General features: G+C 74.0%; 16 protein-coding genes. 2 read left to right on the top strand and 14 right to left on the bottom strand.

Going from position 1 to position 21,005, the window contains the following annotated elements:
- Positions 1-26: 26 nt before the first annotated feature.
- The 3 genes from LIX60_RS22335 to LIX60_RS22325 are packed head-to-tail and all read right to left on the bottom strand — an operon-like array spanning position 27 to position 2,710.
- Positions 27-1,847, bottom strand: a complete 1,821-nt coding sequence (locus tag LIX60_RS22335; RefSeq protein ID WP_227960073.1) for an LCP family protein — start codon at positions 1,845-1,847, stop codon at positions 27-29.
- A 31-nt stretch (positions 1,848-1,878) separates the two neighbouring features.
- Positions 1,879-2,502: a nicotinate-nucleotide adenylyltransferase gene (gene nadD / locus LIX60_RS22330; RefSeq protein ID WP_227960072.1), complete on the bottom strand. Its 624-nt coding sequence runs from the start codon at positions 2,500-2,502 to the stop codon at positions 1,879-1,881.
- Positions 2,503-2,545: 43 nt separating this feature from the next.
- Positions 2,546-2,710 carry a hypothetical protein gene (locus LIX60_RS22325; RefSeq protein ID WP_019709084.1) on the bottom strand — a complete coding sequence of 55 codons (165 nt, stop codon included), beginning with the start codon at positions 2,708-2,710 and terminating at the stop codon, positions 2,546-2,548.
- Positions 2,711-2,907: 197 nt separating this feature from the next.
- On the opposite strand from LIX60_RS22325, the gene LIX60_RS22320 reads away from it, so the two are divergent.
- A complete protein-coding gene (locus LIX60_RS22320) occupies positions 2,908-4,008 on the top strand; it encodes a M48 family metallopeptidase (protein ID WP_227962868.1) in 1,101 nt (366 codons plus the stop codon).
- Here the strand turns inward: LIX60_RS22320 and LIX60_RS22315 are convergent.
- The 5 genes from LIX60_RS22315 to proB form a co-directional block, all read right to left on the bottom strand.
- Positions 4,005-5,108, bottom strand: coding sequence for a hypothetical protein (locus tag LIX60_RS22315; protein WP_227960071.1), 1,104 nt, complete (start codon positions 5,106-5,108; stop codon positions 4,005-4,007). The genes LIX60_RS22320 and LIX60_RS22315 overlap by 4 nt on opposite strands.
- Before the next feature lie 93 nt (positions 5,109-5,201).
- Positions 5,202-5,810, bottom strand: a complete 609-nt coding sequence (locus LIX60_RS22310; protein ID WP_227960070.1) for a hypothetical protein — start codon at positions 5,808-5,810, stop codon at positions 5,202-5,204.
- 91 nt (positions 5,811-5,901) lie between these two features.
- Entirely contained in the window at positions 5,902-7,224 is a 1,323-nt protein-coding gene (locus LIX60_RS22305; protein WP_185831067.1) for a glutamate-5-semialdehyde dehydrogenase, read from the bottom strand.
- A 198-nt stretch (positions 7,225-7,422) separates the two neighbouring features.
- On the bottom strand, positions 7,423-7,938 hold the full coding sequence (locus tag LIX60_RS22300; protein WP_227960069.1) for a hypothetical protein: 516 nt from the start codon (positions 7,936-7,938) through the stop codon (positions 7,423-7,425).
- Positions 7,939-8,168: 230 nt separating this feature from the next.
- On the bottom strand, positions 8,169-9,311 hold the full coding sequence (gene proB / locus LIX60_RS22295; protein ID WP_078648949.1) for a glutamate 5-kinase: 1,143 nt from the start codon (positions 9,309-9,311) through the stop codon (positions 8,169-8,171).
- A 427-nt stretch (positions 9,312-9,738) separates the two neighbouring features.
- Here proB and LIX60_RS22290 point away from each other — a divergent pair, with 427 nt between their 5' ends.
- Positions 9,739-11,886: a hypothetical protein gene (locus LIX60_RS22290; RefSeq protein ID WP_227960068.1), complete on the top strand. Its 2,148-nt coding sequence runs from the start codon at positions 9,739-9,741 to the stop codon at positions 11,884-11,886.
- 116 nt (positions 11,887-12,002) lie between these two features.
- Here LIX60_RS22290 and galE read toward each other — a convergent pair whose 3' ends face one another.
- From galE to LIX60_RS22260, 6 genes are all read right to left on the bottom strand, one after another.
- Positions 12,003-12,983, bottom strand: a complete 981-nt coding sequence (gene galE / locus LIX60_RS22285; RefSeq protein WP_227960067.1) for a UDP-glucose 4-epimerase GalE — start codon at positions 12,981-12,983, stop codon at positions 12,003-12,005.
- Between the two features lie 165 nt (positions 12,984-13,148).
- Positions 13,149-14,588, bottom strand: a complete 1,440-nt coding sequence (gene obgE / locus LIX60_RS22280; protein ID WP_227960066.1) for a GTPase ObgE — start codon at positions 14,586-14,588, stop codon at positions 13,149-13,151.
- A gap of 229 nt (positions 14,589-14,817) precedes the next feature.
- The gene (gene rpmA / locus LIX60_RS22275; protein ID WP_019709074.1) at positions 14,818-15,075 is read right to left on the bottom strand and encodes a 50S ribosomal protein L27; all 258 of its coding nucleotides are present in this window, start codon (positions 15,073-15,075) and stop codon (positions 14,818-14,820) included.
- 14 nt (positions 15,076-15,089) lie between these two features.
- Positions 15,090-15,410, bottom strand: coding sequence for a 50S ribosomal protein L21 (rplU, locus tag LIX60_RS22270; protein ID WP_019709073.1), 321 nt, complete (start codon positions 15,408-15,410; stop codon positions 15,090-15,092).
- Between the two features lie 388 nt (positions 15,411-15,798).
- Positions 15,799-19,959: an Rne/Rng family ribonuclease gene (locus LIX60_RS22265; protein WP_227960065.1), complete on the bottom strand. Its 4,161-nt coding sequence runs from the start codon at positions 19,957-19,959 to the stop codon at positions 15,799-15,801.
- A gap of 217 nt (positions 19,960-20,176) precedes the next feature.
- Positions 20,177-20,980, bottom strand: coding sequence for a TIGR03936 family radical SAM-associated protein (locus LIX60_RS22260; protein ID WP_374117894.1), 804 nt, complete (start codon positions 20,978-20,980; stop codon positions 20,177-20,179).
- Between the last annotated feature and the right edge of the window lie 25 nt (positions 20,981-21,005).

Raw genomic sequence — 21,005 nt, 5'->3', positions numbered from 1 at the left:
GGCGGTGCCCGCTCCGGGGCCTGCCGCTACGGGGAGTCCTGCCCGGCCTCGTAGTCCTGCCCCAGGACGACCGTCACATCGGCGTTCGCCGCCCCCTTGCCCTTCTTCACCGCGCTCTCCGGCAGGCCCAGGGTGACGGCGATCTCCTCGGCCTTCGCCGCCTGGCCGGCGTCGGTGTACGTCACCTGGGAGAGCTGCTGCGCCGCGTCGGCACTGCCGCCGTTCACGACGGTGTAGCCGCCGTTGACCAGGGCGACCCGCGCCTTCTCGGCGGCGCTGTCGTCTCCGGTGGCGTTGCGGACGCTGATCCTCGGTGCGGCGTCCGGGTCGGCGTTGGTGACCTTGCCGCCGAGCACGTCCTTGACCACGGTCTCGGCGGTCTCCGGGGCGAGCGTGCCGTCGGGGCGCACGGGCAGCAGTTCGGTGGCGTACTCGCCGCCCTTCGCCTGCTCCCCCAGCTCGGCCAGGGAGGCGCCGAGCTGTGCCTCGGTGAGCGAGGGGTCGGCGATCTGGTTGAGGGAGCGGACGGTCTCGGTGGCCATCTCCGCCTCGCCGGGCATCTTCCGCAGCACGGCCCGCATGACCTGGCCGAAACGCTGGAGCTGGTCGGTCTGGGCCTCGCCCTTGCGCAGCAGGGTGGCGTAGCCGACGGCCGCCTGGCCGCCGAGGCTCACGTCCTTCCCCTTCCGCGCGAGCGGCTCGTCACCCTTCTTCGCGCCCGGGACGTCGGCGTCGGTGTCGACGGTGATCCCGCCCACCAGTTCGACGAGATTCTCCAGGTACGGGGTGTCGAGCCGCCAGCTGTGCTGGATCTCGGAGCCGAGCAGTGTGTTCAGGGCGTCGCGGGTGGGGCCGTTGCCGTCCTCCTCGACGGAGCTGCCGAGGGTCGTGGAACCACCGCCCTCGGAGGAGACCGCGAGGGCGTTCGGCAGCAGCAGGGTGGTGCCCTTGCCGGTGGTCTCGTTGTCGACGAGGAGCGCGGTGGAGCTGCCGCCGTCCTTGGTGTGCCGCAGATGCACGATGATCACGTCGCGCTTCTGGGGACCGCCGGCCGCCTGCGTTCCCTCCCCGGAACCGGACAGTCCGGGCAGCTTGCCCGCGTACCAGAGGTAGCCCGCGCCGCCGGCCAGGGCGAGGACGAGGACCACGACCAGGGCGACCAAGCGGTTGCGGCCCTTGCGCTTGCGCTCGTCACGCCGCTCGGTGCGGGTCTCCGCGAATTTCAGCCAGTCGATGACGTCCTCGGCGTCCTCGTCGGGCTCCTCGATGAAGGAGAACTGCTCGGTGCGGTAGCCGGCGGGGTCTCCCCCCTCGCCCGCGCCGTCCCCCCGCCCGCCGCCGGGCGCGGGCCGGGGCGCCGGCCCGTCCGCGGACTCCGCGGTACGGGTCTGCTGCCGGGGGACCCAGTCCTCCCCGGCCTGCTGCGCCGCGTACGGGCGCCGGTTCTCGTACGTCCCCGGCTGTGTCTGCTGCCCGGGCTGTTGCTGCTGCCCGGTGGTGCCGGGCGCCGTCGCGCCGTAGGCGGCGGGGTCGTAGCCGTAGCCCTGCTGCTGCGGGTCCGTGTACGGCTGGTGGGGGCGGCCGTAGGCGTCGTACTGCTGCGGCTGCGGGGGCTGGGGCTGCTGGTAGCCGTACGGGTCGTAGGGGCCCTGCTCGCCGTAGGGGGCGCCGTACGGGTACGGCTGGTCCGGCTGGTCCGGCTGGTCCGGGCGGCGCGCCTGTCCGGCCTGCGCCGGGTCGCCGCCGCCCTGGGAGGGGTCGTAGTACTGCTGGGTGTACGGGTCGTAGACATAGGGGTCCCGGCCGTCCTCGGGCCTCCCGTACCGCCCGGAGTGTGCGTCGTTCACCAGTGCCCCTTCCCTTGCCGGACCGGATCGCTCAACCGGCGTCCCGGTACAGCCCGCGCTTGTCGATGTAGCGCACCACCCCGTCCGGCACCAGATACCAGACGGGTTCACCCGCCGCCACCCTCGCCCGGCAGTCCGTCGACGAGATGGCGAGCGCCGGCACCTCGATGAGCGAGACGCCGCCGTCCGGCAGCCCGGGGTCGGAGAGCACGTGTCCCGGCCGGGTGACGCCGATGAAGTGCGCCAGGGAGAACAGCTCGGGGGCGTCGCGCCAGCCCAGGATCTGGGAGAGGGCGTCCGCTCCGGTGATGAAGAACAGGTCCGCCTCGGGATTCCGGTCGCGCAGGTCCCGCAGGGTGTCGATGGTGTAGGTCCGGCCGCCGCGGTCGATGTCGATCCGGCTGACCGAGAACTGCGGGTTGGACGCCGTGGCGATGACCGTCATCAGATAGCGGTCCTCGGCCGGGGAGACGTTCCGGTGGCTCTTCTGCCACGGCTGCCCGGTCGGTACGAACACCACCTCGTCCAGGTGGTACTTGGCGGCGACCTCGCTGGCGGCGACGAGGTGGCCGTGGTGGACCGGATCGAACGTCCCGCCCATCACACCCAGCCGGCGCTTCACCGGACCGGTCACAGGCATGTCCTGCTCTCCCATGCGTGCAGAGCCTACTTCCCGGTCCGGGGCAGCGTCCCGGCCCTCAGCGGTCGCGGTTGAGCCGCGTGGTGATCCAGAGCAGCAGGAGCAGCGCGAACAGCGCGCCCCCACCGGTGAGATACGGGTTGAGGCTCTCGTGGTTCCCGCCGTGTTCACCGCCCTCGGCGGCGAGCACGATCAGGGAGTGGGCGGAGCTGGGAAGACTCATCTCGCAGACCTATCCAGGTGTTCGTCGGGCAGGGACGCTTGGGTAGCGCCCTCATCGTAAGCGGGGCCCCGGCGCAACCTCACGCCGACTCCTTGCGTCCTAGGAGTCCGACCGGCCTCGTCCCGCTGTCACCGCCGCGAACTAGGGTGGGGCCGCAAGCGGGACGAGGCCCATCCGGGCCGACAAGGGGGGTCATGATGACCGAAGCAAGCCATGAGCGCGTGCCGGACCGCAACCGCAGGCGGTTCCCGGGAATCTCCTCGCGTGCCTACGAGCATCCCGCCGACCGGTCCGCGCTGGTCGCGCTCCGCAAGCTGAGCGGTTTCGACACCGTCTTCAAGGCGCTCAGCGGGCTGCTGCCGGAGCGGTCGCTGCGCCTGCTCTTCCTGTCCGATTCGGTGCGGGTGAGCGACCAGCAGTTCGCGCATCTGCACACCATGCTGCTGGACGCCTGCGACATCCTGGATCTGGAGAAGGTCCCGGCGATGTACGTGCAGCAGAACCCGCAGCCCAACGCCATGTGTATCGGCCTCGACGAGCCGATCATCGTGGTGAGCACGGGCCTCGTCGAACTGCTGGACGAGGAGGAGATGCGGGCGGTCGTCGGCCACGAGGTGGGCCACGCGCTGTCCGGGCACTCCGTCTACCGGACCATCCTGCTCTTCCTCACCGGGCTCGCCCTCAAGGTCGCCTGGATCCCGCTGGGCAATGTGGCGATCATGGCGATCGTGACGGCGCTGCGCGAGTGGTTCCGCAAGTCGGAGCTGTCGGCGGACCGGGCCGGGCTGCTCGTCGGGCAGGACCTGGAGGCGTCGATGCGCGGCCTGATGAAGATAGCCGGCGGCAACCATCTGCACGAGATGAACGTGGAGGCCTTCCTCGCCCAGGCCGAGGAGTACGAGGCCGGCGGTGATCTGCGGGACTCCGTGCTGAAGATCATGAACGTGCTGCCGCGCAGCCACCCCTTCACCACGGTCCGCGCCGCAGAGCTGAAGAAGTGGGCGGCGAGCCGTGACTACCAGCGGCTCATGGACGGCCACTACCCGCGCCGGGACGAGGACAAGGACACCTCGGTGACCGACTCCATCAAGGAGTCCGCGAGCCACTACGCCGACACGGTGCGCACCAGCAAGGACCCGCTCATGGGCCTGGTGCGGGACATCGCGGGGGGCGCGGGCGACCTGGGCGGCAGGCTGCGGGAGAAGTTCACCGGCGCGGCGAACGGCGGCGGCACGGGCGGCGGCAGCGGTGCGGGCGGTGCCGGCGGCAGCGGTTCCACGCCCTCCGGAAGCAGCTAGCGGGATCCGCGGGGGAGGTCCGGCTGGGCCTCGTCCGCGAGGACGCCGCAGACCGCGGAGGTGGACCGGCCCGGGGCGAACGGGTCGGTCTCGGCCGGGCCGCCCTTGTCCGCGCGCTCCCCGGCGAGCAGCGGCCGCAGATAGCGGGCCGTGTCCGCGGAGCAGCTCATCGGGCCCGCGTGCACCTGGCTCTGCACCACCTCGATCCGGTGGTCGCGCAGATCACCGCGGTCGAAACGGAAGCGCGTCTCGCGGCGCACGGTGAAGAGGGAGGCGCGCTCGTCCCCGCCGCTCTCCCCCGCCCGCCCGGTGTCCGCCGGGCGGAGCGCGTAGACGAAGGTGTGGTCGCCGGTGACCTGCAGCTGGTCCGGGCCGGCCTCGGTGACGGCGAGGCTGCCCCGTACCCGTACCCCCGGGTCGGCCAGCGCCACCTCCGCGGGGTCGAAGCGGACCAGCCATCCGGATGCGGTGTGCCGCCCGTCGTCGGCCGGATCGTCCATGCTGCGGTCGAACTGCTCCTGCTGCAGGGGGTCCACCAGCAGCCGCACCGGGCGTACCGTGCCACCGGTGAGCACCTCCGGATCGAGGGAGGACCGGACGATGTACTCCTTGGCCGCGTCCAGCGCGGCGAGCACCTGACTGTCGGTGAAGCTCCCGGTGCGCCGGGCCACGGGCAGCGAAACGCCGTCGGCGCCCACCTTGAAGCCCGCCGCCGGGCTGTTCTCGAACAGCGTGTCCGGTGCCGCCCCGGGCACACTGCCGCGCGGGGCCAGCGGGAGGACCGCGCTGCGCAGGGGATCGGGATCGTGCTCCGTCGCCGCCGGATAGGGGCTGCGCACCCCGAGATAGACGGCCGTGGAGAAGGCCAGGGTGATCAGGACGACCAGCAGGATCACCTGCCGGTGCCCCCGGCGGCGGTCCCATGGGCTGCGGTCGCGGACCGCCGGAGCGCGGTCGGCGAGCCGTTCCCGCGCGGAGAACTCCTGAAGCCGGGCAGCGCGGACGAACGATTCGTCGAAGACGACGGATCGGTAGTCGTCGTCGCCACCGCCCGGGACGCCCTCGGGTGTCCCCTCAGGTGGGTCTCCAGGACCGGCCATACCAACAGAGTAGGTCGGAAGGGCCCCTGGTAAACGCGGAGGTCCGGAGCGAATTCCGGACGGCCTGATGGGCCGCCCGGGTGAGGCCCGCCCTCAGCGCCGGGCCGCCGGGGCGGTGGGCTCCGGAGTGTCCGCGGAGACGGGCGGCAGCCCGCCCGGCGGGCCGCCGAGTCCGCCGATCCGGTCGCCGTCCACCCCGGTGGTCGCGGGCGGCGGCGCGGGGTCCTGCCGGGCGCCGGACTCCCCGCGGTAGACCGCCGCGAAGGCGAGCGCCACCATGCCGACGCCCATCACCACGGCGAGCACCCAGGCCACCGGCCGGTGCCAGCGGATCCGTCCCCGGTAGGGGCGCAGGGCGCCGCCGTAGGGACCATAGGGGTCGTGCGGGTCGTGCTCCCCGCCGTCGGCCTCGTACCAGGGGTCCCCCGCATCGCGTTCCGTGCGGCCGACACCGTAGAGCTCGTACAGCTCCTCGTCGGTGGTGGGGACCCCGGGCCGGGAGCGGCGGGCCGCCTCGGCCTCCGCCCGCGCCTGGGCGGCGGCCAGCATCCGCTCGACGGCGGTGGGTTCGTGGACCGGGGCCGACCGGATGAAGTCCTCGTCGAACACCACGGTGGCGAACTCCTCGTCCGCTGCCCCGTGGTGGTGGCTGTCGGGCTCGTCACCGTCCGGGAACGGCCTGCCCCCCACATCGTCCGGCACCCGTCCAGGTTAGCCCCGGCCCGGCCGGTTTGGGCAGGGAGAGCTGAAAATCAGCCCGGCGCACCGGTGGTGCGCCGGGCCCGCGCGGGGATCAGCAGGACGGGCGTCCGCCGCCCCGGACATGGCCGTCACCGGTGACGATGTACTTGGTGGAGGTCAGCTCCGGCAGGCCCATGGGGCCGCGGGCGTGCAGCTTCTGGGTGGAGATGCCGATCTCCGCGCCGAAGCCGAACTGGCCGCCGTCGGTGAAGCGGGTGGAGGCGTTGACGGCGACCGTGGTGGAGTCCACCAACCGGGTGAACCGGCGGGCGGCGGCCTGCGAGGTGGTGACGATCGCCTCGGTGTGGCCGGAGGACCAGAGCCGGATGTGGGCGACGGCCGCGTCCAGCGAGTCCACGACCCCTGCGGCGATGTCGTAGGAGAGGTACTCGGTCTCCCAGTCCTCGGTGGTGGCCTCGACCACGGTCGCCCCGGTGTCCGCACGCCCGGCGATCTCCCGCACCCGCTCGTCGGCGTGCACGGTGACCCCGGCCTCCGCCAGCGCCGCCAGGGCCCGCGGCAGGAACTCCTCGGCGATGTCCTGGTGGACGAGGACGGTCTCGGCGGCGTTGCAGACGCTGGGCCGCTGCGCCTTGGAGTTGACGAGGATCTCCACGGCCATGTCGAGATCGGTCTCGGCGTCGATGTAGACGTGGCAGTTGCCCGTGCCGGTCTCGATGACGGGCACCGTGGACTCCTCGACGACCGTCCGGATGAGCGAGGCGCCCCCGCGCGGGATCAGCACGTCGACCATGCCCCGGGCGCGCATCAGCTCGCGCACCGACTCACGGCTGTCGCCGGGGACGAGCTGCACGGCGTCGGCGGGCAGACCGGCGCCGCCGACGGCGTCCCGCACCACGGTGACCAGGGCCTTGTTCGAGGCGGACGCGGAGGAGGAGCCGCGGAGCAGCACCGCGTTGCCCGACTTCAGGCAGAGCGCGGCGGCGTCCACGGTGACGTTCGGCCGGGCCTCGTAGATGATGCCGACCACGCCGAGGGGGACCCGCACCTGGCGCAGGTCGAGGCCGTTGGGGAGCGTCGAGCCGCGGACGACCTCGCCGACCGGGTCGGGAAGGGCCGTCATGGCCCGGACGTCGGAGGCGATCGCGCGGATCCGCTCGGGGGTCAGGCTGAGCCGGTCGACGATCGCCTCGCTGGTGCCGGCGGCACGGGCGCGCTCCACGTCCTCCGCGTTGGCCTCGACGATCTCCTTGGTGCGCACTTCCAGGGCGTCGGCGATCGCCCGCAGCACGTCGTCCTTGACCGACCGGGGCAGCGGGGCGATCTCGGTGGCCGCGGCACGGGCGCGGTAGGCGGCCCGGAGGACCGGGGACTGCGGCATCGGATCGGCGAGGGGCGAAGGGAAGACGCTCATGGGGCCCAGGGTACTGAGCCGGGCCCGCGTTCCCCCGCGCATTCCGCAGCGCGAGACGGCCGGGTCCCCCGGTCCGGGGACCATCCGCACACGGGGCCGGTGGCGGACCGCCGCGTCTCCCCGAGCGCCGTGCCCCGCCCGGACCGCTGGTCCGCGCCACCGGAGCGGCGCCGGCGTCAGAAACGGACGGACCCGGCGTCAGAACGGATGGACGCCGACCGGGGAGACGGGTGGCGGGCCGTAGCCCTCGGTGACGCGCTGGTGGTAGGTCTCCCGGTCCACCACCTCCAGGCCGACGATCTCCCACGGCGGCAGCCCGGCCGTCGAGCGGTGCTCGCCCCAGAGCCGCAGGGCGACCGCCGCCGCGTCGTGCAGGTCCCGCGCCTCCTCCCAGTACCGGATCTCGGCGTGGTCGGCGGCGTAGCGGCCGGTCAGCAGGAAGGGGTGGTCGTGGGCGAGCTGCTCCAGTCCCCTGCGGACCTCCGCCGGCGGGGTCCGCGCACCGGAGACGCTGAGGGTGATGTGCCACAGCCGGGACGGCTCGCGCTCGCCCTCACCCGGGCCGTCCTCCCGCGGTCCGGCCCCGGCACCGGGCGCGGCCGGGACGACGGAGACGGGCGGGCGTGCGGTGCGGTCGCGGCCTCCGCCGGTGCCGGCCGGAGCCCTCCGCTCCGCCGTGACCCGGCGCAGCGCCTCCAGGCGCCCTCGTCTCACCGGCGGCCTCCTGTTCCGATGCGGCGCTCCGCGTCCCCGCGGGCGGGCCGTGTGCTGCTGCCGGGCCGCCTCCCTTCCGCGGAGCGCGGCATCCGGGACGCCGCCCCGGCGTCCGTACCAAGAGTTGACCAGTCCGCGGGCGGCCGTGCGGGTTTTCCGGAAAAGGCCCGGGTGAAAAGAGCGGAGTCCGGCCGTTCCGCCGCGGAGGGTCCGCGGCGGAGGGACGCCCGCTAGCGGAGCAGGACGAGGTCGTCGCGGTGGACGACCTCCCGCTCGTACGCCGGCCCCAGCTCCCGCGCGAGGTCGCGCGTGGAGCGGCCGATGAGCCGCGGGATCTCCTTGGCGTCAAAGCTGACCAGCCCGCGGGCGACGGGGGTCCCGGCGGTGTCGCGGAGCTCGACCGGGTCCCCGGCGCTGAAGTCGCCCTCCACGGCGGCGATTCCGGCCGGCAGCAGGGAGCTGTGCCGTTCGACCACGGCCCGTACCGCTCCGTCGTCCAGAGTCAGGGCGCCCAGCGGGGTCGAGGCGTGGGCGAGCCACAGCAGCCGGCCGGCCGAGCGCCGCCCGGTGCGGTGGAAGTACGTGCCGACGGGGCGGGCGGCGAGCGCGTCGGCCGCCCGGCTGGCGGAGGTGAGCACCACGGGGATGCCCGCGGCGGCGGCGATCCGGGCCGCCTCGACCTTGGTGACCATGCCGCCGGTGCCGACCCCGGCCTTGCCGGCGCTGCCGATGGAGACCCCGTCCAGGTCCTTCGCCCCCCGGACCTCGGCGATCCTGCTGGTGCCCGGGGTGCTGGGGTCACCGTCGTAGAGGGCGTCGACGTCCGAGAGCAGCAGCAGCAGATCGGCGCGGACGAGATGGGCGACGAGGGCGGCGAGCCGGTCGTTGTCGCCGAAGCGGATCTCGTCCGTGGCCACCGTGTCGTTCTCGTTGACGACCGGGAGGGCACCCATGGCCAGCAGCTGGTCGAGGGTGCGGTAGGCGTTGCGGTAGTGGGCCCGGCGGCTGGTGTCGTCGGAGGTGAGCAGCACCTGGCCGACGCGGATGCCGTAGCGGGCGAAGGAGGCGGTGTAACGGGCCATCAGCAGGCCCTGGCCGACACTGGCCGCCGCCTGCTGGCGGGCCAGGTCGCGGGGCCGGCGGCGCAGGCCGAGCGGGGAGAGACCGGCGGCGATGGCTCCGGACGAGACGAGCACGATCTCCTTCGCGCCGTTGCCGCGCGAGGTGACCAGGGTGTCGACGAGGGCGTCCACGCGGTCGGCGTCGAGTCCGCCCGCGGAGGTCGTCAGCGAGGAGGAGCCGACCTTCACCACGATCCTCCGCGCCGAGGTGACGTCGTCCCGGTCCGCTGCCGATCCCGCTGCCCCTGACACCGCGCTGCTTCCTTCTCTCTCACCGGCCCGGCCCACCGCGGCCGGCCGGGCCGGACCGGTCGGCCGGATGATCGAACCGCTGTCTCCCCGAGAATCTACGCCAGGTCACCGGGCGTCCGCCGGGCCGTCCGCCTCGCGGGACGGCCGGCCGGCCCGCGTGGGGACGGTCCCGCCGCCGGACGCACCCCGCAGCACCCGCTCCTGCTCCGTGGCCGGCTGCCCGTCGGCTCCGGAACGTTATGAAACGGTCATGGGGGATCAGGCCGTCGGCCACCCCGGTGACACCCGTCACGTGAAATTGTCATAGGGGCGGCGCACGTCATACGGTCAGTGGTTGTTCTCCGTGGCAGCCCGCGTTCAGCCCGCGGCGTGTGCACGGACCCGTGCGGCCACCCTCCGTCCACTCCCCCCGCCAGGAGCTCAGCTCGTGTCCTCTGCCGGACCAGCCACCCGCCGTGCTGTGCAGCTCTCAGCACTCTTCGCGATGTTCGCGGCCTATACGGGCCAGCTCGCGGGTGCCCTGCTGCCCCATGTGCCGATCTTCATCATCGCCTCGGCAGGGGGGCTCGCCCTCGACCTGTATCTCCAGCTGCGGCAGCCGGGGCTGCTGTCACTGCTGAGCAAGGTCCGCTTCGACGTCACCGTCCGGCAGCTGCTGCGGGACATGCTGATCGTGCTGGGGCTCCTCCGGATGGAGGACATCAACCCGATCGCGGAGCACTCCCCGCTCACCATCGGGCTGCTGGCCTTCTACATGACGCACTTCGCGTGCCAGGCCACCGCGGTGCTGGTGCGCCGCAGCCGGACGCTGCCGATCGTCACCCGGAACATCGACACCTCGGCCCTGCGGCTCTCCCCCGCGCCGCCGCGCATCCTCTCCCGCCGCCCGGGCCACCGGCTGCTGGCCTTCTCGGTGCCGGTCACCGCCGGCCTGCTGGCCACCGTGGTCACCCGGGACGCCCTCTGGGGCGGCATCGGGCTCTCCCTGGCGCTGGCCGTCGCCATCGCCGGCACCCTGTACCTCGCGGGCTGGCTGCTGCCGGCCAAGCGCTCGGCGACCGAGGCGCAGGTCCTGAAGTGGCTGAACCACTGGCTCGCCGACTACCGGCCCACGGTCGGCATGTACTTCTCCGGCGGCACCACCTCGGCCTACCAGGCCAACATGTGGCTCTCCACGCTGCCGCAGCTCGACGGGAAGCCGGTCATCGTGCTCCGCGAGCGCTTCATGGTGCAGAAGATCGACGCCACGGACGTGCCGGTCGTCTGCATCCCCAAGGTCGCGCATCTGATGCATCTGGAGCACTCGACGCTCAAGATGATGCTGCACCCGGCCAACTCCGGTAAGACCTCGCAGGTCCTGCGCATCCCCTCGATCAAGCACGCGTTCATCAACCACGGCGAGAGCGACAAGCTCTCCAGCTGCAACCCCTACGCCAAGGCGTATGACGAGGTGTGGGTGGCCGGCCCGGCCGCCCGCGAGCGCTACCAGCTCGCCGACATCGGCGTCGACGACCGGGACGTGGTGGAGGTCGGGCGCCCGCAGCTGTCGCCGATCCGCCCGTACGGCGGGCCCCCGGCCGACGACGGCCTCACCACCGTCCTCTACGCCCCCACCTGGGAGGGCTGGACCAACGACCCGGGCAACACCTCGGTGATCCTCGCCGGTGAGAACATCGTCCGCCGGCTGCTGGCCGACCCCGGCGTGCGGCTCCTCTACAAGCCCCATCCGATGACCGGGTCCGTCGACCCGCGCGCCGCCCGTGCCAACGAGCGCATCCAGGCGATGATCACCGACGCGAACTCCCGCCGCGGCGGCCCGCGGCCGGGCCCGGAGGCCGCCGCCGAGCTGCGCCGCCGTACCGTCGAACTGGACCGGCTGACCAGCACGCACTTCCGTCCCGACGCCGACGAGGCCGAGCGGATGATGATCCAGTCGACGCCCGACACCGACCGCGCCGCGGCCGTGACGGCGGCGACGGCCGCCTGGGAGCGCGCGTACTGGGCGTCCTTCCCGGAGTGGGAGCACCAGATCATCACCGGCCCCCGGCCCGCCATCTACACCTGCTTCAACCAGGCCGATCTGCTGATCAGCGATGTGTCGAGCGTGGTCTCCGACTACCTGACCAGCGAGAAGCCCTACGCCGTGGCCAACACCAGCGGGCTGAGCGAGAAGGAGTTCCGGGCCGGCTACCCGACCGTACGGGCGGCGGCGATCCTCAGTCCGGACGCCGACGGCCTCCCGGAGCTGCTGGAGGCCGTGCGGAATCCGGAGAAGGACACCCTCGCGGCGGCCCGTGCCGAGCTGAAGACGTATCTGCTCGGCCCGTCGGACCCGCCGTCCCTGGTCCGCTTCAACGAGGCCGTGGTCGCCCTGTGCGCGAAGGCCGACGAACGGCGCGCCCGGATGGCCGCCCGCGCGTCCTCCGACGTGCCCACGCAGCGCGAGGGCGCGGAGGAGACGGCGGCCGAGCTGGCGTCCGAGGAGATCGAGCTGGAGCCGACCGGGACCCGGGAGCCGGCGGGCACGGCCGACCCGGCCGACGCTCCGGAGGGCAGCGACTCGGTCAACGTCTGACCGGCACCGGCACCGGCACCGGCACCGGCAGCCCGTGCGCCGTACCACCGCACAGGGGCGGGGCCCGGAGGAAAGCCTCCGGGCCCCGCCCCTTTCCGCGCCCGCCGCCGGTGCGCTCAGCCCGTGCCGGTCTCCGGGTGCCGGGCACACCAGCCGGCCCAGGCCGACTCCACCATCTCCCGCACCCCGTACCGGGCCGACCAGCCGAGCTCCTTGCCGATCAGCTCCGCCGAGGCGACCACCCGCGCAGGGTCGCCGGGCCGCCGCTCCCGTACCTCGGGCCGTGCGTCCAGGCCGGTGACCGAGCCGATGATCTCGATCATCTCGGTCACCGAAACCCCTTCACCGCGGCCGATGTTGAGCACCAGGGAGGTCTCCGGGTCGGCGGCCAGCCGCCGCACCGCCGCCACATGCGCGTCGGCCACGTCCCCGACATGGATGTAGTCCCGGACGCAGGTGCCGTCGGGCGTGGGGTAGTCGTCGCCGAAGACGAGCGGCGGCCGGCCCTCGGACAGCCGCTCGAAGACCATGGGGACGAGGTTGAAGACGCCCGCGTCGCTCAGCTCGGGCGAGGCCGCGCCGGCCACGTTGAAGTAGCGCAGGGAGACCGTCGCCATGCCGTGCGCCCGCCCGGCCGCGGCCACCAGCCACTCGCCGGCGAGCTTGGTCTCGCCGTACGGGCTCATCGGCAGGCAGGGTGTGGCCTCGGTGACGAGATCGGTCTCCGGCATGCCGTAGACGGCGGCCGAGGACGAGAAGAGGAAACGGCTCACCCCGGCCTCGGCGGCCGCCTGGAGGACGGTTCGCAGCCCTTCGACGTTCTCCCGGTAGTAGAGCAGCGGCTTCTCCACCGACTCGCCCACCTGCTTCTTGGCGGCGATGTGGACGACGCCCGTCACGCCGTGCACGCGCAGGACACGGTCCAGCAGCCCGCGGTCGAGGACGGAGCCCCGCTCCAGGGGGACCCCGGCGGGCAGCCGCGCGGCCTCCCCGGTGCTCAGATCGTCGAGCACCACGGCGCGTTCACCGCTGCCGGCCAGTGCCTGTACTACATGGGAGCCGATGTATCCGGCACCGCCTGTGATCAACCACGTCATGGCGCCACCCTATGCCGTGCCGGGCGGCGGCAGGATGCCTCCCGGTGCGCGAGGGCCCCGCACGCCCCCGGTGTGCGGGGCGGACGGGGCCCGTGTGACGGCAGGGGCCGGAGACGCCCGGGCGGGCGCCGGCCGGCGGCCCGGTCAGGAGAACCGGCGGCCCGGTCAGGAGAAGGGGTCGAACCCCCGGTACTCCGCGTCGGCCTCGTCCCGCTCCGCGTCCCGGTCCCGGCGGCGTACGGCGGCCGGGCGCGGCGCCTCCAGGCGGTGGTCCTCCCCGCGGCGGCCGAGCATCTCGGCGCCCGCGGCCATGCTCGGCTCCCAGTCGAAGACGACCGCGTCGTCCTCCGGGCCGATCGCGACGCCGTCGCCCGCCCGGGCACCCGCCTTGACCAGCGCGTCCTCCACGCCGAGGCGGTTGAGCCGGTCCGCGAGATAGCCGACGGCCTCGTCGTTGCTGAAGTCCGTCTGCCGCACCCAGCGTTCGGGCTTCTCGCCCCGCACCCGGTACAGGTCGTCGTCCTCCCGGGTGACGGTGAAGCCCGCGTCGTCCACGGCCTTCGGGCGGATGACGATCCGGGTCGCCTCCTGCCGGGGCTTGGCGGCACGCGCCTTCGCCACGATCTCGGCCAGCGCGAAGGAGAGCTCCTTCAGACCGGTGTGGGCCACGGCCGACACCTCGAAGACCCGGTAGCCGCGGGACTCCAGATCGGGCCGGACCATCTCGGCGAGATCCTTGCCGTCCGGCACGTCGATCTTGTTGAGGACGACGATCCGCGGCCGGTCGTCCAGGCCGCCGTAGCTCCGCAGCTCCTCCTCGATGGTGTCGAGGTCGGAGAGCGGGTCCCGTTCGGACTCCAGGGTGGCGGTGTCCAGGACGTGCACCAGCACCGAGCAGCGCTCGACATGGCGCAGGAACTCCAGGCCCAGCCCGCGGCCCTGGCTGGCGCCCGGGATCAGCCCGGGGACGTCCGCGACGGTGTAGACGGTCGAACCGGCCGTCACCACGCCCAGGTTGGGCACCAGGGTGGTGAAGGGGTAGTCGGCGATCTTCGGCTTGGCGGCGGAGAGCACCGAGATCAGCGAGGACTTGCCGGCGCTCGGGTAGCCGACCAGCGCCACATCGGCGACGGTCTTGAGCTCCAGGACGATGTCCCCGGTGTGCCCCGGCTCGCCGAGCAGCGCGAAGCCGGGCGCCTTGCGGCGGGCCGAGGCCAGCGCGGCGTTGCCGAGACCGCCGCGGCCGCCCTGCGCGGCGACGTAGGAGGTGCCCTGGCCGACGAGGTCGGCGAGCACCCGGCCCTGCTTGTCGAGGACGACGGTGCCGTCCGGGACCGGCAGCACCAGATCCTGGCCGTCCTTGCCGGAACGGTTGCCGCCCTCGCCCGGCTTGCCGTTGCCGGCCTTGCGGTGCGGGCTGTGGTGGTAGTCGAGAAGCGTGGTGACGGACTGGTCGACGACCAGGGTCACATCGCCGCCCCGGCCGCCGTTGCCCCCGTCGGGGCCGCCGAGCGGCTTGAACTTCTCACGGTGGACGGAGGCGCAGCCGTGGCCTCCGTTACCCGCGGCGACATGCAGTTCGACGCGGTCCACGAAGGTGGTCATACGGGTGCCTCCTGCTGTGCGTACCGGCCTTCCGGCCTGGTGACGGGGTTGTCCTGCGGTACTGCCGGTCCTGCTGCCGCGCCCCCGCGGCGGACGGGACCTTCCGCCCGGCCGAGGGGGTGCGGCCTGTTCAACGCGCCGAGGGCGGACCGGCTTCCCGCCGCGAGCGTGCGCTGCGCAACGGGAAGGGCGGCCCGCCCTCGGTGCTGTGTCTTCGCGTCCGGGCTGATTACTCGGCGACCGGAACGATGTTCACGACCTTGCGGCCGCGGCTGGTGCCGAACTGCACCGCACCGGCGGCGAGGGCGAACAGCGTGTCGTCGCCGCCGCGGCCGACGCCGTTGCCCGGGTGGAAGTGGGTGCCGCGCTGGCGGACCAGGATCTCACCGGCGTTGACGACCTGACCGCCGAAGCGCTTCACGCCGAGCCGCTGGGCATTGGAGTCGCGCCCGTTCCGGGTGGACGATGCGCCCTTCTTGTGTGCCATGTGTTCTCAGTCCCTTACTTCGCAGCCGCGGGGATGTCGGTGATCTTCAGCGCCGTGTACTGCTGGCGGTGGCCCTGGCGCCGGCGGTAACCGGTCTTGTTCTTGTACCGCAGGATGTCGATCTTGGCGCCCTTGTGGTGGTCCACGATCTCGCCCTGGACCTTGATGCCCGCGAGGACCCACGGGTCGCTGGTGACGGCGTCGCCGTCGACCACGAGCAGGGTCGAGAGCTCGACCGTGTCGCCGACCTTGCCGGTGGAAATCTTGTCAACCTCAACGATGTCGCCGACAGCAACCTTGTGCTGGCGACCACCGCTGCGCACGATGGCGTACACGCGGATCTCACTCTCTGCTCGAACGGGACCCCTGATGCCAGCCGCTCACGCGGAAGCCGGATCCCCGAAGGATCCGTACCCGCGGTTTCCGGAAGGACGAGCGGCCTCCCCCGGCGGACCGGGAGGGATGTGCTCAAGGGGTTGGCGTACACACGCCGACGGTCAAGATTACGGGGCCTTGACACGCCGGTCAAACCGGCCCTCACCGTACCGGGGCCGTACGGCCCGGGGCCTCCCGGGGACGCCCCGGCCGCCCGGACGGCGGCACGGGACGGCGGCACAGGACGGCTGCCCCGCACGGCCCCACACGGCTCCGGGCCGGTGCTCCGCCTCCGGAGAGGGGGCGCACCGGCCCGGCGCACGCAGAGGCCCGTGGGCCCCGTCCCGGCTACGACTCGTCGGCCGAGGCCGCGGCCGGGGCGGAGGACTGCTCCGCCGCCGCGGCCTTCTGCGCCGTCTTCCGGGTGGCGGCCTTCTTCGCCGTGGCCTTCTTGGCCGCCGCCTTCTTCGCCGTGCCCGGCTCCTTCTTGGCAGCCGTCTTCTTGGCGGGGGTCTTCTTGGCCGCGGCCTTCTTCGCCGTCACCTTCTTGGCCGCGGCGCGCTTCGCCGCCTTCTTCGCCGGGGCGGGCTCGGGCTCCCCGCCCTCGGCGGGCTCAGCGGCCTCCGGCACGGGCGCCCCGGGCTCCGTCTCCCCGGCCACGGCCGGCTCACCGGCGGACACGACCACCACGGCCGTCTCCTCCGGCTCCTCGGTGCCCTTCGGCGGACCCGCGGGAGCCGAGGCCTTGCGGACCGCCCGGCGGCGGGTACGGGCCGGGGGCGCCGCCGCCTCGGCGGTCGGCGCGGGCTCCGGAGCGGCCTCGGCCGCCGGCTCCGCCACCTCTTCGGGCCGTTCCCCGGGCTCGGCCGGGGCGACCACCACGACCGCCTCCTCGGCGGCCGCCTTCGGCGGACCCGCCGGCGCGGACGCCTTGCGGACCGCCCGGCGCCGGCCGCGGCCGACCCGGGAGGCCGCGGCCTCCGCCTCGGCCGCGCTGCTGTACAGATCCTCGTCCGGGCTGAACGCGGGCTCCGGCAGCGCCACCGGCTCGGCGGTCTCAGCGGCCACCTCGGCCGGGGACTCGGGGGAGGCCACCGCGGCGACCGCGGCCTCACCTCCGGCACCGATGTCCGAGGGCTCGGGCACGTGGATGTGCGGCTCCGCCGCGGCCGCGCCGCCCTTGCCCTTCTTCTTCCGCTTGCCACCGCCGCCGGGCGCCGACGGCTGCTCCATGTGCACGATGACGCCGCGCCCGTTGCAGTGGACGCAGGTCTCGGAGAACGACTCCAGCAGCCCCTGGCCGACCCGCTTGCGGGTCATCTGCACCAGGCCCAGCGAGGTGACCTCGGCCACCTGGTGCTTCGTCCGGTCGCGGCCCAGGCACTCCAGCAGCCGGCGCAGCACCAGGTCCCGGTTGGACTCCAGCACCATGTCGATGAAGTCGATCACGATGATGCCGCCGAGGTCGCGCAGCCGCAGCTGGCGCACGATCTCCTCGGCGGCCTCCAGGTTGTTCCTGGTGACCGTCTCCTCCAGGTTGCCGCCCTGGCCGGTGAACTTGCCGGTGTTGACGTCGACGACGACCATCGCCTCGGTCCGGTCGATCACCAGCGAGCCGCCGCTGGGCAGCCAGACCTTGCGGTCCAGCGCCTTCATCAGCTGCTCGTCGATCCGGTACGTGGCGAAGACGTCGACGTCCGACGTCCACTTCTGCAGCCGGTCGGTGAGGTCCGGGGCGACGTGCGAGACATAGCCCTGGATGGTCTCCCAGGCGCCGTCACCGCTGACGATGACCTTGGAGAAGTCCTCGTTGAAGATGTCGCGGACGACGCGGACGGTCATGTCCGGCTCGCCGTAGAGAAGGGTGGGGGCGCCGCCGCCCTTGGCCTTCTTCTGGATCTCGGCCCACTGCTGCTGCAGCCGCTCGACGTCCCGCGCCAGCTCCTGCTCGGACGCGCCCTCGGCGGCGGTGCGCACGATGACGCCCGCGTCCTCGGGGACGATCTTCTTCAGGATCTGCTTCAGCCGGGACCGCTCGGTGTCCGGCAGCTTGCGGCTGATACCGGTCATCGAGCCCTCGGGCACATAGACCAGGTAGCGGCCGGGCAGCGAGACCTGGCTGGTGAGCCGGGCGCCCTTGTGGCCGATCGGGTCCTTGGTGACCTGCACCAGCACGGACTGGCCGGACTTGAGCGCGGTCTCGATGCGGCGCGGGCCGCCGGACATGCCGAGCGCGTCGAAGTTGACCTCACCGGCGTACAGCACGGCGTTGCGGCCCTTGCCGATGTCGACGAAGGCGGCCTCCATGGACGGCAGCACGTTCTGGACCTTGCCCAGGTAGACGTTGCCGACGTAGCTGGTGGCCTGCTCCTTGTTGACGAAGTGCTCGACGAGGACGCCGTCCTCCAGCACGCCGATCTGGGTGCGCTCACCGCTCTGGCGGACGACCATCACCCGCTCGACGGCCTCGCGCCGGGCCAGGAACTCGGCCTCGGTGATGATCGGCACCCGGCGGCGGCCCTGCTCGCGGCCCTCGCGGCGGCGCTGCTTCTTGGCCTCCATCCGGGTCGAGCCCTTGATGGACTGCACCTCGTCGAAGCCCGTGCCGGGCTCGTCCTTCTTGCGCGGCTCACGGATCTTGACGACCGTGCGCTCCGGGTCGTCCTGGGAGGCGTCGACCGGGTGGTCGCCCGCGTCCCCGCTGCGCCGGCGGCGGCGGCGACGGCGACGGCTGCTGCTGGTGCCGCCCGCGCCGCCGTGGTCCTCCTCCTGCTCGTCGCGCTCCCCGCGCTCGTCCTGCTCCTCGCTGCCGGCCGCGGCGCGCTCCCGGTCCCGCTCGGCGGCGGGTGCCCCGGCGTCCTCGGCAGCGGTCTCGGCACCGGCGCCCTCGGGGCCCTCCTCGCCGGTCTCCCCGGCCTCGCCGTTCCCCTCGCCCTCGCCCCGGCGGCGGCGACGGCCACCCCGGCGGCGACGGCGGGACGGGCGCTCGCCGGACTCCTCCTCACCGGCCTGCGGCTCGGCGGCGGCCTCCGGCTGCGGCTCCTCCTCGGCGACGGCCCCGGTCCCGGCCTCGGGGCCGGTGTCCTCCGCGGCACCGGCCCGGCGGCGGCGACGGCGGGGGCCGCCGGTGGCCGCGGCGGGCTGCTGCTCCTCCGCTTCCGCGGCCCCGGGCTCCTCGGCCTCGGCGGCGGCCGCGGCCGCGGCGCGCTCCGGGGTCTGGAACATCGGCTCGGTGAAGACCGGCGCCTGGAACACGGCCGTCGGGGGCCGGACGGCCCGGCGGCGGGTACGGCCGGACGGCTCGGGCTCGGGCTCCGCTGCGGGCGCCGTGAACGCCGCGCGCCCCTCGGCACCGGCTCCCGTCTCCGTCCCGGCTTCCGCGGCGGGCTGCCGGCGCTCGGCCCGGCGGCGCGAACGGGCGGGCCGCCCCTCGCCGGCGGAACCCTCCGCCTGCTCCGCCTCCGCGGGGGCCGCCGCAGTCTCACCACGGGACGGTACGGCGGCGTCGTCGGCCACCGGAGCAAGCTCCGGAGCGGCCAGACCGGTCTCGCTCCGGCGCGCGGAACGGCGGCGGGTGCGGCCTCTCGGCGCCTCCACGGCGTCGGCCACGGTCACCGAGCCCTCGGTCAGCGGCTGCGGCGGGGCCTCCGCCGGTGCGGCCGCCTCGGGAGCACCGCCCTGGGCGGCCTCGGTCCCCTCGGCCGCGGCGGCCACCTCGGCCGGAGCACCGGCGGGGGCCGTGGCCTTGCGGACGGCACGGCGGCGGGTGCGGCGCGGCGCCTCCTCACCGGGCGCGGCGGAGGCGGTCTCGTCGGCGGGGGCCACGGCCGGGGTCTGGTCGCCCACGACCGTGGGCTCGGCCAGGTCGCCGTCACCGGTGACCGTGGGGGCACCGGCCGGGGCGGCCGCCTTGCGGACGGCACGGCGGCGGGTCCGGGTACGGGGAGCGGCCTCCGTCTCGGCGGCGGGCCCGGCCTCGGGTGCGGCGGCTTCGGCGGGCTCCGCCGCCGGGGTGCCGCCGGAGAGTTCGTCGTCCTCCGCGGCGACCGCTTCCGCGGCGGCTTCCTCCTGGGCGGCGGCGATCTCTTCGGCCGTCTCCCCGGCCTCCTCCGCCTCCTCGGCGGCCTCCGGTGTCACGGCTTCCGGTGTCACGGCTTCCGGCTCCTCCGCCGCCCTCGGCGCCCCGGCCGGGGCCGTGGCCTTGCGGGCCGCCCGCCGCCTGCGCGGCGGGGCGGGGGGCTCGGGAGCCGCCTCCGGGGCGGCCTCCTGCTCCGAGAGGGCGGACAGTGCAGCCGGGGCGGCGGGCGCGGAGTCCGCGACCACCGTCGTGGCCTCGGCCGGCTCCGCGGCCGGTGCTTCGGCGCCCGGTGCGGAGGGCGGACCCGCCGGCCGGGAGGCCGCACGGCGCCGCCGCCGCGGAGGCAGGGTGTCGCTGGGGCTGTTGTTCTCCGGGGTGTCCCCGGCGGCGCTGTCGCGCGCCGCCTCACGGGGCTCCATGGACTGGGGCATGCGGGCGTTTCTCCCGTCACGCTCCCGGGCGCCGGGCCGGTGTCCGGTCGCGGCCCGCGTGATGTGCGCGGTTCCGCGGTCCGGGGCCTGGGCGCCGCACGGGAGCTGTCGTCTCACTCGCCGGTCCGTGGGGACGGACCGGCGAAAGCTTCTGTGTCAACGCGTCGCCGGACCCGGGTGGCTCCCTGGTGCGTCGGCGGCGCTTCGACGGCCGTCCTTACGCGGTACCCACCTGCGCTGCTCCGCCGAACGGCGGTGCCTCCGTCGTGGCGGTCGGTACGGCGGCCGTGGGTGGGGCGGCCGTGACAGCCTCGCGGTCGGGCACGAGCGGGTCGGTCACCGTGCCGGTCTCCTCATCGAGCGGCCCCTGCGCCAGCCTGGTCACCGCTGCGGGGACCGGCGGCGCCAGGTCGGCCGCAGCTCGGAGGCCGGACAGGACGTCGTCGGGTCGTACGGCGGGTGTCGAATGCCGTACTACCAGGCGCAGTATCGCACAGGCCGAGTCGCCCGGCCCATCAGCCGGTGATTCCCCGGCCTCCAGCCGTACGACGGCGGCGCGTGCGTCGAAGGTCCGCATGCCGTTCTTGGTACGCCGCTCGACCTCCACCGACTCGGCGGCGAGGAAGGCGGCGACGGCCCGGCGGGCCTCCTCGGGGCCCACCCCGGGAAGCCGCAACTCCCACTCGGAGGCCTGCAGCCGGTCGGCCAGACCGGAGGTCCGGGCCTCGACCGCGTCGATGACGTCCAGACCGGCGGGCAGCGACGCGTCGAGCAGCGCCCCGAGCCTCTCCGGATCGCGGTGCTCGGTGAGGGCGATCTCCAGGAACTCGGCCTCACTGCCCGTGCCGGTGGGTGCGGCATTGGCGTAGGACACCTTGGGGTGCGGGGTGAAGCCCGCCGAGTACGCCATCGGTACCCCGGCGCGCCGCAGTGCTCGTTCGAAAGCGCGCTGGAAGTCGCGGTGGCTGGTGAACCGGAGGCGGCCCCGCTTGGTGTAGCGCAGACGGATGCGCTGCGCCACCGGTGCGGGCGGGGGGCCTTCGGGC

Source organism: Streptomyces sp. S07_1.15 (assembly GCF_020739505.1).
Classification (GTDB): Bacteria; Actinomycetota; Actinomycetes; order Streptomycetales; family Streptomycetaceae; genus Streptomyces; species Streptomyces xinghaiensis.
This window is presented reverse-complemented; position numbering and strand designations above follow the sequence as displayed.